This is a genomic window from Burkholderia aenigmatica, from assembly GCF_902499175.1.
Lineage (GTDB): Bacteria > Pseudomonadota > Gammaproteobacteria > Burkholderiales > Burkholderiaceae > Burkholderia > Burkholderia aenigmatica.
Window position 1 is genome coordinate 1 of sequence record NZ_CABVQC010000003.1, and the last position, 13,217, is coordinate 13,217.

The following is a 13,217-nucleotide window of genomic DNA, read 5'->3' on the forward strand; positions in this document are numbered from 1 at the left end:
GCCGGAAATGGTCGCCGCCTGCTCGAGCGCCGCGGGCGGCGCAAACTGGCGGGTTTCGTGAAGAACCGATTCAATCGTGGACAAACGTGTCTCCTTGCGTTCTTGTGGTGCCTGACGGCGTTCGGGAAAATGCAACATGCATGCCAGTATTGATGTTCGATGCACGCATGTGGCGACAGCCTCGGCAGCCGGGCGCGTGCCGATCGATCCGTTCGAACGGGCGACGTCCCGGACGGTAGCGCGAGGCGGCGGGGCGTTCAGAAATGCAGCACGGTGTGTTGCAGTCCTGAGCAGATGGCGTTCGGCTCGACAGGCGGCTGAGGCGGTCGCGTCAGGTGAGCAGCGATCGCAGTGCCGGTGCGTGCCTGAATTGCCGGATTCGTTCGAGCGCCGACACCTCTATCTGACGAACGCGTTCGGCCGACAGGTTCAGTTGCCGGCCGATCTCACGCAGCGAATACTCGCTTTCGACATCGATGCCGTACCTCAGACGAAGAATCCACGCTTCGCGTGCGGGCAGGCTGTCGATCAGCGTCGCCACCGCGGTACGAAGCTGGCCGGCGCTCGCGGATTCTTCCGGGGTTGGCGCATCGGGGTCGATCGTGACGTCGCATAACGTGAGGTCGTGATCGGGCGAAATGGGTGAGTCCGCGGAGACGGGCTCGCGCACGATGCTCATCAGTTCGCGTATCTTGTCGACGGGCAGCTGCATCTGTGTGGAGAGTGCGGGCGCATCGGCGACATCGCCGGTTCGTTGCCGGTGCGTTCGCGCGAGCCGCGAGAGCTTGTTGAGCGAGTCGACCGTATGCGCGGGCACGCGTATCGTGCGGCCCTGATCGGCGAGCGCATGCGTGATGGCCTGTCGGACCCACCAGGTCGCATAGGTCGAGAACTTGAAGCCGCGCCGGTGATCGTAGCGATCGACGGCCTTCAACAAGCCGATATTGCCCTCCTGGATCAGATCGAGGAATGGCAGGCCGCGATCGGGATACCGTTTGGCGACCGATACGACGAGCCGAAGATTGCTCCGGAACAGCTTCGTTCTCGCGGGTTGCATCGCGCGGTCGATCCGCGACAGCCGTGCATCGAGCGCGACCGCGATGTCGAGCGGCAGGGGCGACTGGCCGGCGAGACGGGCGAGTGCGAGACGGGCGTCGATCAGTGCCGGCGCGTGGCGGGCGAGGGCAGCGGCGCATTCCGGATGCGCGGCGATGCATTCGTGCAGCCATGCGCGCGCGTCGTCGCACGGTGCGAAGAGGTCGCGGCACGTGGATCCGGTAAGCATGCCCGACTCGACCAGGGTATCGACTAGCCGTGTTTCGATCTGGCGTGCCTGGGTGGCGCGTTCGCCGATCGCATGACCGATACGCTCGATTGCGCGGGAGGTAAAGCGGATCCTGCCGGTCAACGCGGCAGCCTCGCGAATCAGCGCGCGATAACCGGCCGAGGCGAACCCGTCGACGTTCAATGCGAGTCGCATCGCCGGTGCGAGCGAACCGGCGCGCGCGAGCGATTCGGCGACCGCATCGCGCCACGCCGGACTGTCCGGGGCGAGGCCCGTGCTGCCTTCCGGCGCCGGCGACGCCATGGTCGGATCGGGCGCCGCGTCGTTCCCGGGCGAATCGTGGGGCAGCATCGCCGGCGCTTGGGCGAGCGATTCCGCATCGTCGGCGAACCCCGTCACGTAGACCGATGCCGCGACCTTGCCGGCGCGGACGTCGTCCGCCATCGCCGCGATGCCGGCGAGCGCAGTCGGATCCCGGCTCAACGCGTCGATGCACGCCGCCCGCCCGCGCTCCAGATGGAGCGCGAGCGCGATCTCGTCGTCGCGTTCGAGCAGCGGCGTCGCGCTCATGTCCCGCAGATAGAGCCGGACCGGATCGTTGGTTCGGCCCAGGAGCAGATCGTCGGCCGCGAGCGGCGTCGATGCGTCGGCGAGCGGTAACGTGACATCCGGCGCCTGCGCAAAATGACGGTCGAGTGTCCACGCGGTACGCGAGCCGGCATGCTCGCGTACCTCGATACCGAGCTCGCGGAGCATCGACGCGGCCGCATTCACATCCGCGTCTTCGGCGGCATCGTCGGGCAACGCGTCGGCGATTTCGCCGTGCGTCACGTATCCGCGATCGATGCTCAGCGCGATCAGCGCATGCAGATGCGCCGCGCGTTCGGTGTCCGTGCCGCGGCGCGGTGCGCTGTCGCGTCCGCGCGCGGGGCCGGGATCAAGCAAGCTTTGCATAGACGTTGCACCAGCCTTCGGCGGCAACCGCCTTGCCCGCGAACATCGGACACGTGCCGGAGGATTCGCCTGCGGCGGCCTTGTAGAACCGGCAGTTCGAACAGGTCTGGCCAGCCTGGTACTTCGGGAACTTGCCCGCGTCGACGGTTGTGGCCTTTGCGCGGTAGCCGAGCGTCTTCGCGGCCGCGTCGTTTTCGTCGACGGGCGGTGCGGCCGCGAATGCGCGGGTGCCGGCCGCGAGTGTGGCGCACAGGCTGGCCGCGTGGACGAGGAAGGTTCTGCGATTGGGGGAGGTCATGGCGTTATCCGGCGTGAAATGAAAAGATGAAGTCCGGCCCCCGCGCCGGGCATGCTTCCCGGTGCGGGGGGCGGTCGAAACGAAAGCGGGCGGGAAAGTTACTTGCGCGGTCCGGCGATGAGCGGCGCCTTCGACGCAGTGGCGATATCGGCGGTCAGCTTGTGCTTGGACGCATCGTAGCCATTCGAGTAAAGCAGGAATGCCATCACATCCTCGTATTCCTGTGCCGTCATCTTGCCGGGGCGATCGGCCGGCATGTTGTTCGACAGGTACTGGAAGATGCCACCGACCGTGATGTGCGACTTGCCCTCCGGGGCGAAGGCTTCTCCGCTCAAGGCGGGGGCGGTATTGCCTTCGAGCTGGTCGCCGTGACATTTCGCGCAGGCGTCGGCATAGAGCTTCTTGCCATGCTGTACCTGTGCCTCGTCGAACGACGGTATCTCTTCGCCTTCGCTGGCTGAAACCTTGACGAAGCCGCTCTTTGCCGGGCGCTGTTGCGCGGATGCGACCGCGCCGTCGAGAAACCGGCCGGTTGCACGCGCAGCGGTGGCCTGCGTGACGGTGTCCGGAAGCGCCCACGCGCGCGTGAGCGAGGCGAGGCGGCCATCGCCGTTCATTCGAGACAACGTTGCGTCGATGCGCTTTTGCAATGCGTCCTTGCCCGGGCCGAATGCGAACGACAGTTGCCAATTGGAGTACGGCGACGAAGTCGCCGCAACCTGGAACCGTTGGTGCGGGTGCGCATGCTCGTATGCGACGACGCTCGGATACCAGACGATTGCGCGCTGGGCACGGCCTGCGGCGACCGCACCGATCGTTTTCTCGCTCGTATTTTCGAGGTCGAAGCGGGCGTTCGGCTGCTGTGCGGCGATCAGCTGCGACGGGCTGCCGTACGTGGCCGCGATCGTTTCCTTTGCACCTGACGAGGCCTGCGCGTCGCGCAACGACACGCTGACGTATCCGGAGCGCAGATAACCCTGCGAGAACGTCATTCTGGATCCCGACGCATCGGCGATTTCCGAGCGCGGAAAACCCGCGATCACATCGCAGTCGCGTTCGAGCGATTTCTTCAGCTCGCTGGCGGAGATGCCGTCGTCGCCGCCATCGTCGTCGACGCCACGCCTGTTGAACGTTGCGGCGATGCCTGCGGTGCGGAAGACTTCGCGCGCAACGGATCGGTCGAGCGCCGTGGTCGGGCTGCCGGGCAGCGTGCAAATGCGCACGCCGGCCGACGCGGCTGCCGGTGTCAGCGCCACGCCCACGGCGAGCAGACTGGCAACGGTAACGGAAGTGAGGCGAGTATTCATGGTCGTGTGTCCGGTTGAAGCGGGTAGGGCGTCGCGCCCACATCGGGCGCATGCGGGCGCGACTCGGGCCTGATGCCTGTTCAGTCGAGCGCGAACACGTAGAGCGTGCCGCCGCGCGGAACGTCCTTGGCGATGTCGGCCATCGGGCCACCCCAGATCGGGTTCGCGCCGCCATAGCCGGCGAGCACGGCGACATATTCCTTGCCGTCGACCTCATACACCGACGGCTGGGAAATGATGCCGCTCGCGAGTTGCGGGCTCTCCCAGAGCACCTTGCCGGTTGCGGTGTCGAACGCATACAGGTGGCCGTCGAGCGAGCCGCTGAACGCGAGACCGCTCGCGGTGGTCGCGACGCCGCCGTTCCAGGGCTTCTTCGACCAGTGGCTCCACAGCTTCTTGCCGGTGTTGACGTCGATTGCCGTCAGTTCGCCGTAGCCCTCGCTGCCCGGTTCGGGCTTGATCTCGAAGCCTTCGCCGAGATACGGCAGGCCTTCCATGTAGCTGACCGACTTGCCGGTAAGGCTCATGCACGCATGCAGCGCTGGCACGACCGCGATGTTGCGTTCCTGGTCGTACGAGATCGACCACCAGTTCTTGCCGCCGAGGAAGCTCGGGCACGTTTCAATCGTCGTGCCGGCCTTCGGGAACTTCGATTCGTCCTGGATCGGCTTGCCGTCGGCCGTGTAACCGGTGACTGACAGCGCCTTCACGAACGGCGTCGCATAAATCAATTTGCCGGTCGTGCGGTCGATCGCGTGGAAGAAGCCGTTTCGATCCGCGTGGATGATCGCGTCGTAGTCTTTGCCTTTGTACTTGATGTCCGCGAGGACAGCCGCGTTCACGCCGTCGTAGTCCCACGTATCGTTGTTCGTGTACTGGTAGTGCCACTTCAGATTGCCGTTCTTCGCATCGAGCGCGAGCAGCGAGTCGGAATACAGGTTGTCGCCGGGGCGCAGGGCCGCGAGCCACGGGCCCGGGTTGCCGACACCCCAGTAAAGCGTGCGGGACGCGGCGTCGTACGTGCCGGTGAGCCAGGCCGCGCCACCGCCGTGGCTCTGCATGCCGTCGGGCCAGGTTTCCGCGCCCTTTTCTCCGGAAGCGGGGATCGTGTAGCGTTTCCAGACTTCGGAGCCGTTCTCCGGATTCAGCGCGGCGATGTAGCCGCGAATACCGTATTCGCCGCCGGACGTGCCGACGACGATCGCACCATCGATCGCGAGCGGTGCAAGCGAGAACGCGTAGCCGAGGCCCGGCTCGAACATCTGCTTCTTCCACACGAGATTGCCGGTCTGCGCGTCGAGCGCGGCGACTTCGCCACTCAGCATTGCGACATAGACGTTCTTGCCGTACAGCGCGACGCCGCGATTCACGACGTCGCAGCACGCGGTCTTGAACGACGCGGCGCCGAGCTTCGGCTCGTATTTCCACAGCTGCTTGCCCGTCTTGGCATCGAATGCGTAGACGTTGTCCTTCGGCGTCGTCACGAACAGATAGTCGCCGTTGACGATCGGCGTGGCCTCGAAGCCCTGCTTCAGGTCGGCGGGGAACTTGTAGGCCCACACCTGCTTGAGATCCTTCGCGTTCGACGTGTCGATCTGCTTGAGCGGCGAATGCGAGCGGCCGTCATAGGTGCGGTAGTAGGTCAGCCAGCCCGGATCGGTGTGCGCATCGGTCAGCCGCTGGTAGGTCACGGCCGGGTAGTCCGCGGCCGCTTCCACGAGGCCGGGGTTCAGCGCGACGGCGGCCGCCACCGCGATTCCGATCGTCGCCAGCCGGCTCGCTGAAGCCGAGAGTTTCTTCATGGTTGTCTCCTGAGTCATTGTGATCGCACCGCCGCGAACGGTTCGTCGCGCCGGCACGGTTGGGATTCCGGGCCGAGTGCACTGCCGGTTACGCAAGTCGCATGCCATCGCGGCGCGAAGCCGGCGCGGCGCGGCACACCGGCGTACTGCGCGTGATGCGCTGTCGGACGCGTCGCGCCATGGCATCCACGAAGGTGTTGCATTCAGGTACACCGCCGCACATGAAGTGTTGCCAAACATGACAGGTGGTGCAGTACGCGGGACAGGCGGGCCGTCGCGCGCTTCCGCGCCGCCGGGAATCGGGGCGCGGCGCAGGCAGCGCTGGCACAGTTCTCGCGCGTGCGCTTCTCGACACCACATCGCCGTGCGGTGCATTGCATGAGCCGGCGGAATACAAGCGCGGAGACAAAGGAAATGATCAGGAGGCCATATGCATCCGGGTGGCGCTGTGCGATGCGAGGCGGCCGGCGTGTACGACGCGTCGGCACGGCTCTCGGCACGCTCGCGCTGGTCGGCTTGCCGCCCGGTGGCGCGCATGCGCAGCAGCAGGCGGACGGCGCCGTGCCACCGGCCGCGGTCATCGTGCCGCAAACGTCGGCTGTCATGTTGCCGGCCATCGTCGTCGTCGGTACGACGCCGCTGCTCGGAATCGGCACGCCGCTGTCGGAGGTGCCGGGGAACGTGCAGACGGTGCGTGGCGCGGAACTCGACCGACAGCATCGTGCGACGCTGACCGACTACTTTGCCGCGAACCTGCAGAGCGTGACGATCTCGGAGGCGCAGGGCAACCCGTACCAGACGGACGTCAACTATCGTGGTTTCACGGCGTCGCCGCTGCTGGGCACGCCGCAGGGGATGTCGGTGTTCGTCGACGGCGTGCGCGTGAACGAGCCGTTCGGCGACGTCGTGAACTGGGACATCCTGCCCGAGCAGGCGATCGATCGGGTGCAACTGATTCCGGGATCCAATCCTGTCTACGGGCGCAATACGCTCGGCGGCGCACTCGCGATCACGACGAAGAATGGCAGGTCGAGCCCGGGCGGAGAGGCGGAGGTGTCGGGCGGCTCGTGGGGGCGCAAGACCGTCGGCATCGAGCAGGGCGGGACGGTCGGCTCGAACCTCGACTACTATGCAACCGCTAACGTCGCAAACGACGGCGGCTGGGCAGACCATAACGCGAGCCGCGTGCGGCAGGCGTTCGGCAAGCTGCGTTACGTCGATGCGGACACGACGCTGTCGATCGCCGGCGGCGGCGCGGACAACACGCTATACGGCACCCAGACGATTCCGCGCTCATTCCTCGGTAATCCGAAGCAGGCATACACGTATCCGGATCTGAACCGCAACAGCGCCGGGTACCTGACGCTGTCGGGCGACCGGTTTTTCGGTGAAAACGTCGAGTTGAGCGGCAACGCGTACTACCGGCACCTGAGAAACGCCAATACGAGCAGCAACAACAATACGGACTATGGATCTGCCGGCGAGGATGGTGTAGTCGACACGGTACAAGGCAGCAATGCGCAATCGACGATCGTCACCGACAGCTATGGCGGCAGCGTGCAGCTCACGCTGCTCGGCAAGCTCGGCGGGATGGCCAACCGTCTGATCGCGGGCGGCGCGGTCGATATCGCGAACTCGAGCTACGTCGCGTCGTCGCAGGACGCGTACTTCACCGACACCCGCGCGGCGGTCGGCGTCGGCGATTTCGTCCAGCAGACCCGCGCGAAGACGCGCAACGCGAACCTCGGCGTATACCTGAGCGACGCGTTGTCGCTGACGCCGCACTGGACGCTGACGCTGTCGGGCCGCTATGACTGGTCGAAAGCGCAGATCGGCGACGAGAGCGGCGTGCAGCCGCTGCTCGACGGCAGCCATACGTTCTCGCGCTTCAACCCTGCGGTCGGGCTCAACTGGAACCCGGTCGCGGGCTTCACCGCGTATGCGGCGTACAACGAAGGGATGCGCTCTCCGACCGCGATCGAGCTGGCCTGCGCGGACCCATCCGCCCCGTGTTCGCTGCCGAACGACTTCATCGCTGATCCGGCACTCAGGCCGGTGATCTCGAAGACGTTCGAAGCCGGCTTGCGCGGCCGCGTCGGCGCGGCGACGACCTGGAGCGCCGCGGCCTACCGCACGACACTGGCCGACGACATCCAGTTCATCAGCAGTCCGGCAAGCGCGCAGGGCTATTTCCGCAATGTCGGCGATACGCGGCGGCAGGGTCTCGAACTTGCGGGTCGCACGCGGCTTGGCCCGCTCGCTGTCGGCTTGTCGTACAGCTATGTCGATGCGACCTACCGTTCGTCGTGGACCGAACACAGCCCGGCGAATTCGGCGGCCGACGCGGACGGCAACGTGAAGGTCAAGCCGGGCGACCGCATTCCCGGCATTCCCGCGCACACGGTGAAGCTGAGGCTCGACTACGCGGCGACGCACGCATGGGATATCGGCGCGAACGTCACGTGGCGCAGCGGCGTGTACGCGCGCGGCGACGAGAACAACCAGGACGTGAACGGCAGGATCGCGGGCTACGTGCTCGTCGATCTCGACATGCGCTACCGGATCACGAAACGGTTCGAGGTGTTCGCGAGCGTGACGAACCTGTTCGATAAACGCTACGCGAGCTTCGGCGCGCTCGGCCAGAACTTCTTCAACGGACCGAACCACACGTTCGACGGCACCAGTCCGGTGAACGAACAGTTCGTCGGGCCGGGTGCGCCGCGCGGTGCGTGGGCCGGTGTGCGCTATGCATGGGATTGAGCGTGACGCGGTCGCGCCTGTTGTCGCGTCATGACGTGAGCAGGCGCCGGATTGCGCCCGGCATGAGCAGGTCACGTACACGGGACAGTAGCGAACATCGCGGCCGCGGCGCGTGCGACGCTGCGTGCCAACGCCGGGTCGCCTGCCAGATGTCCGGCCTGCACGCGTTCGATCTTCACCTCGGGCACCGCACGCGCGAGGCGGGCGGCGTTGCCGGCCGGGCAAACGGGATCGTGTATCCCGTGCACGGCGAACAGCGGCACACCGGCCTGTGCCGCCCGGCGCGCGAGCGCTAATACGCTGCGCTCGCCGAGCCAGCAACCGTGCTGCAGGTAATGCGCCTGGATCCGGTATTTGTCGATCAGTCTGCCGACCGTTTTCTCCGAGCGGATCGCCCGCGCGGGCGAGCGGCGCGTCTGCACCGATGCGAGGACGGCGTCTTCGTACGCGTGCCACGCGAGCGCCACTGCGCGCTGCCGGGCTGCGCTCGCGCCGCGGCGCAGCCGCCGCGCGCAGCACGACAGCAGTCGCTCCGGCTGGCCGCCGCCGGCTGCTGAATGCATGCGCCGCCATTCGCGCGGCGCGCGCGTGCGCGACGTGATGAACAGCCGGCGGACTTCGCGCGGCGACGTCAGGAACAGGCCGCGCAGTACGACGCCGGTCACCCGCTCGGGATGCGTGCCCGCATAGGCGAGAGCGAGCGCGGCGCCCCACGATCCACCGACGACGCCCCAGCGCGCAATGCCGAGTTGATGGCGCACTGCCTCCAGATCGCCGATCAGCCGCGCGGTGCTGTTGTGACGCGTACCGCCGCGCGGTGCAGATGCCCCCGCGCCGCGCTGATCGATCAGCACGACGCGCACGCGCGTCAGGTCGAACAGTCGCAGGATGCCGGCCTGGCTGCCGCTGCCGGGCCCGCCGTGCAGCACGACGACCGGGTGGCCGTGCGCGGCGCCGGCCACGGCGAACGCGATCGATTGCCCATCGCGCCGCAGGCGGTGGGCAGCGGGCGCGGCCGGCGACGCCGGCGGGTCGGGCAAGATCCGCGTCGCGGGCGGCGGCGTGGATCGAATCGGGCGGTGTGTCATGTCGATTTGGCTCGCTGGAATCGGGGCAACCGTCACGCGGCCGTGCGGGTGCCCGGGCGGTCGCAGGGGATGATCTGCGACAAAGCCAGAAACGGGCCAGCCGCGATGATCGGGATTCGCACGGGTAGTCACGCGTCCGGAAATCGCGGTATCACGAAGCCGGCCTGTCGCGTGACCCGACACACGCGGTCGCACCCGTGGCGTGTATTACGCATTGCTTTCAACTCGGGCGTGGCGCCGGCGTGGCCCGATGCTTGCTTGCAATGACGGCAAAGAGTCCGGCAAATGACCGGAAGGATCCCCCGGAGGAGACAATGCGCGATGACATGGAGCAGGCGGCCGGATCACGGGCCGCGCATCCCGCCGGCTGGCCTGCGCCGTCGATCCAGAAGGCCCACGAGCGGTCGGAGACCTTTGGCCTGCAGGTATCGGCACAGCCCGACTACGACGTGCTGCCGAGCTCGGCGCTGGTGCTCAAGCGCGAGCAGAGCCGGGTACTGTGCGTGCATGCGATGCCGGTGATGGAAACGCTGCACGAGCAGATCGTCAACACGCAGAGCATGATCGTGTTGACCGACGCGGAAGGGCTGATCCTGCATTCGATCGGCGACGATGATTTTCTGCGCCGTGCGGAGAAGGTGGCGCTGCGCCCGGGCGCAAACTGGGCCGAGAACCGGCAGGGCACCAATGCGATCGGTACGGCACTCGCCGAATTGTGCCCGATGGTCGTCCATGGCGACCAGCACTTCCTGGCCGCGAACCGTTTCCTGACCTGTTCGAGCGTGCCGATCCTCGATCCGTACGGCGACGCGATCGGCGTGCTCGACGTGACCGGCGATCACCGCAGCTATCACCAGCACACGATGGCGCTCGCGAAGATGTCGGTGCAGATGATCGAGAATCATCTGTTTACGACGACCTTTCAGGAGACGCTGCAGGTGTCGTTCCATGGTCGCCCGGAGTTCCTCGGCACGTTGATGGAGGGGATCGTCGCGTTTACCGCCGACGGTCGCTTCCTGTCGGCCAATCGCAGCGCGCAGTTCCAGCTCGGGATGCCGCTCGCCGCGCTGCGTGCACACACGCTGTCGTCACTGTTCGACATTACGAGCGCGCAGCTGATCGACCGCATGCGGGCGAGCACCGACCGGCACCTGACGCTGAATCTCGGCAACGGCGCGGTGGTTTGCGCGCGCGTGCACTTCCGGCGAGCGACGCTCGCCGAAGGCAGTCGGCCAACGGACGTCCACGATGCGCTTGGGCCAACCGCGCGCGCGAATGCGGTGCCTGCGCCGGCGGCGGGCACGTCGGCCGGCCTGTCGCGGCTCAACTATCTCGACACCGGCGATTCGCAGGTCGCATGCGTGATCGCGAAGGTGCGCAAGGTGATCGGCAAGGACATTCCGATCCTGATCACCGGCGAGACGGGCACTGGCAAGGAACTGCTCGCACAGGCGATCCACAACGACTCGCCGCGGCGAGACGCGCCGTTTGTCGCGGTCAACTGCGCGTCGATCCCGGAGGCGCTGATCGAGTCCGAGCTGTTCGGCTACGAGGAAGGCGCATTCACCGGCGCACGTCGCAAGGGGGCGATCGGCAAGCTGCTGCAGGCGAACGGCGGCACGTTGTTCCTCGACGAGATCGGCGACATGCCGTATCCGCTGCAGGTGCGGCTGTTGCGCGTGCTGCAGGAGCGCCTCGTCAACCCGCTCGGTTCGACGAAGACGATCGCCGTGGACATCGCGATCATCTGCGCGACGCATCGCGATTTGCGCGACATGATTGCGCAGAACCGCTTTCGCGAGGATCTCTACTACCGGCTGAATGGCCTCGTGGTGCGCCTGCCGCCGTTGCGCGACCGCACGGATATCGCGGTGGTCGTACAAAAGATGCTGCACCGGGAGGCGTTCGCGGGGCCGGGCCGGCCGCCGCTGTCCGTCGCGCCCGACGTGATGGCGCTGTTCGTGCGCTGCATGTGGCCCGGCAACTTTCGCCAGCTCGGCAACTTGTTGCGCACGGCGGCGGCAATGGTCGACGACGATGGTGAAATCCGGCGCGAGCACCTGCCGGACGACTTCTTCGACGACCTGCGCCGCGGCGACGCGCAGGCCGCCCAGGTTGCGCAGGCTGAGCACGATCCGTCTGCCGGATCGTACGTCGCGGACGCGTTCCCGCCGGCCGACGCGCGCCTGCAGGACGTTGCCGCGTCTGCGATCGCCGCCGCGCTCGCCCGTCATGGCGGAAACGTGTCCGCTGCGGCGCGCGCGCTCGGCGTCTCGCGCAACACGATCTACCGGAAGATGCCGGCAGCCGACGTGGAACGCCGCCCGTCGGACGAAAGCTGACGCGCAGGACGCGGGATCGCGGCCTGCGCACAGCGCGCGCTGTCACAGCCGGTGTGTCAAGTTGCAACACCGGTGTTCAACGATTCAACACCTGTTGCTCCCCCCGCGCATCCCGCAGCCGGGGCGGCCGCCCCTATCCGTATGAATCGTGTCGGCTATTCGTAAGGATTTCATCCCGATGCCCGAATGACGGCCGGTTGCCGCCGCCGGGCGGCCAACGTACGGTTTCGGCACGCTCCTTGCTGAAGAGGAACCGACCGCCCGATTTCCGCGGTTGTTCGACTCACCAGGCAACTCATCAACTCAATCAGGAGACACATCATGCAGTGGACGACACCGACCTACACCGACCTGCGCTTCGGCTTCGAAATCACGATGTACATCGCCAACCGCTGATCGCCGCGCGTGCCGCCCGTTTCGCCGTGTCGGCGCGGGCGGCCTCGGGAGCTGACGCCCATGAAGATCAAGATACTCGGCTCGGGAGCCGGCGGCGGCCTGCCGCAATGGAACTGCAATTGCGCGAACTGTCGCCGTGCGCGCAGCGGAAGCGGCCACGTGCTGCCGCGCACGCAGTCGTCGATCGCGGTCAGCGACGACGGCATCGACTGGATCCTCGTCAATGCGTCACCCGACATTCTTTCCCAGTTGCGCGCGGATCCGGACCTGCAACCGGCGCGCGCGATCCGCGACAGCGGCATCGCTGCCGTCGTGCTGTGCGACGCGCAGATCGATCACGTGACGGGCCTGCTGATGCTGCGCGAGCGATCGACGCCGCTGCCGCTTTACGCGAGCGCACCCGTGCTCGACGACTTGTCGACCGGCTTGCCGCTCGTGCCGCTGCTGGGTCATTACTGCGGCGTCGCCGCTCACACGATCACGCTCGGCGAGCCGTTCGAGGTGCCGGCGGCGCGCGGGATCCGTTTCACCGCGATTCCCGTCGACAGCAAGGCGCCGCCTTATTCGCCGCGGCGCGCGTCGGCCGCGCCCGGGGACAACGTCGCGCTGTCGATCGAAGATGTCGCGAGCGGCCGCCGCGCGTTCTATGCGCCAGGGCTCGCGGCAGTCAACGACGACGTACGTGCGGCCATGGACGGCGCCGATCTCGTGCTGGTGGACGGCACGTTCTGGACCGGGACCGAAATGATCGATCTCGGCCTGTCGGGCAAGCACGCGGCCGACATGGGGCATCTCGCGCAGTGTGCGGAACACGGGCGGCCCGGCATGATCGATTGGCTCGACACGCTGCCCGCACGTACGCGCAAGGTGCTCACGCACATCAACAACACGAACCCGATTCTCGATCCGCATTCCGTCGAGCACGCGCTCCTGCGCGCGCACGGCATTGACGTCGCACACGACGGAATGCAATTCCAGGTCTGAC

General features: G+C 66.8%; 9 protein-coding genes. 4 read left to right on the forward strand and 5 right to left on the reverse strand.

The features are described from left to right. Positions 1-331: 331 nt before the first annotated feature. The 4 genes from BDO18943_RS02955 to BDO18943_RS02970 form a co-directional block, all read right to left on the reverse strand. A complete protein-coding gene (locus BDO18943_RS02955; RefSeq protein ID WP_175021159.1) occupies positions 332-2,239 on the reverse strand; it encodes a sigma-70 family RNA polymerase sigma factor in 1,908 nt (635 codons plus the stop codon). Continuing rightward, a complete protein-coding gene (locus BDO18943_RS02960) occupies positions 2,223-2,537 on the reverse strand; it encodes a high-potential iron-sulfur protein (RefSeq protein ID WP_175021160.1) in 315 nt (104 codons plus the stop codon). Before BDO18943_RS02960 ends, BDO18943_RS02955 begins: the two co-directional genes overlap by 17 nt. Before the next feature lie 98 nt (positions 2,538-2,635). Continuing rightward, positions 2,636-3,844, reverse strand: a complete 1,209-nt coding sequence (locus BDO18943_RS02965; protein ID WP_175021161.1) for a c-type cytochrome — start codon at positions 3,842-3,844, stop codon at positions 2,636-2,638. Positions 3,845-3,924: 80 nt separating this feature from the next. Continuing rightward, positions 3,925-5,646 (reverse strand): methanol/ethanol family PQQ-dependent dehydrogenase, encoded by a 1,722-nt coding sequence (locus BDO18943_RS02970; RefSeq protein WP_175021162.1) that lies wholly within the window; start codon positions 5,644-5,646, stop codon positions 3,925-3,927. Between the two features lie 414 nt (positions 5,647-6,060). On the opposite strand from BDO18943_RS02970, the gene BDO18943_RS02975 reads away from it, so the two are divergent. Continuing rightward, positions 6,061-8,406, forward strand: coding sequence for a TonB-dependent receptor (locus BDO18943_RS02975; protein WP_175021163.1), 2,346 nt, complete (start codon positions 6,061-6,063; stop codon positions 8,404-8,406). A 71-nt stretch (positions 8,407-8,477) separates the two neighbouring features. On the opposite strand, the gene BDO18943_RS02980 is transcribed toward BDO18943_RS02975, so the two are convergent. Then, positions 8,478-9,494, reverse strand: coding sequence for an alpha/beta fold hydrolase (locus tag BDO18943_RS02980; protein ID WP_175021164.1), 1,017 nt, complete (start codon positions 9,492-9,494; stop codon positions 8,478-8,480). Positions 9,495-9,808: 314 nt separating this feature from the next. Here BDO18943_RS02980 and BDO18943_RS02985 point away from each other — a divergent pair, with 314 nt between their 5' ends. The 3 genes from BDO18943_RS02985 (at position 9,809) to pqqB (ending at position 13,216) form a co-directional block, all read left to right on the forward strand. Continuing rightward, on the forward strand, positions 9,809-11,836 hold the full coding sequence (locus tag BDO18943_RS02985) for a sigma-54-dependent Fis family transcriptional regulator (RefSeq protein WP_175021165.1): 2,028 nt from the start codon (positions 9,809-9,811) through the stop codon (positions 11,834-11,836). 321 nt (positions 11,837-12,157) lie between these two features. Beyond that, positions 12,158-12,232, forward strand: coding sequence for a pyrroloquinoline quinone precursor peptide PqqA (gene pqqA, locus BDO18943_RS02990; RefSeq protein WP_175021319.1), 75 nt, complete (start codon positions 12,158-12,160; stop codon positions 12,230-12,232). A gap of 60 nt (positions 12,233-12,292) precedes the next feature. Further along, a complete protein-coding gene (gene pqqB, locus BDO18943_RS02995) occupies positions 12,293-13,216 on the forward strand; it encodes a pyrroloquinoline quinone biosynthesis protein PqqB (protein WP_175021166.1) in 924 nt (307 codons plus the stop codon). Position 13,217: the final 1 nt, after the last annotated feature.

Coding starts and splice junctions, on each gene's coding strand:
- BDO18943_RS02955 (WP_175021159.1), bottom strand. CDS start 2,239: ATGCAAAGCTTGCTTGATCCCGGCCCCGCGCGCGGACGCGACAGCGCA.
- BDO18943_RS02960 (WP_175021160.1), bottom strand. CDS start 2,537: ATGACCTCCCCCAATCGCAGAACCTTCCTCGTCCACGCGGCCAGCCTG.
- BDO18943_RS02965 (WP_175021161.1), bottom strand. CDS start 3,844: ATGAATACTCGCCTCACTTCCGTTACCGTTGCCAGTCTGCTCGCCGTG.
- BDO18943_RS02970 (WP_175021162.1), bottom strand. CDS start 5,646: ATGAAGAAACTCTCGGCTTCAGCGAGCCGGCTGGCGACGATCGGAATC.
- BDO18943_RS02975 (WP_175021163.1), top strand. CDS start 6,061: ATGATCAGGAGGCCATATGCATCCGGGTGGCGCTGTGCGATGCGAGGC.
- BDO18943_RS02980 (WP_175021164.1), bottom strand. CDS start 9,494: ATGACACACCGCCCGATTCGATCCACGCCGCCGCCCGCGACGCGGATC.
- BDO18943_RS02985 (WP_175021165.1), top strand. CDS start 9,809: ATGCGCGATGACATGGAGCAGGCGGCCGGATCACGGGCCGCGCATCCC.
- pqqB (WP_175021166.1), top strand. CDS start 12,293: ATGAAGATCAAGATACTCGGCTCGGGAGCCGGCGGCGGCCTGCCGCAA.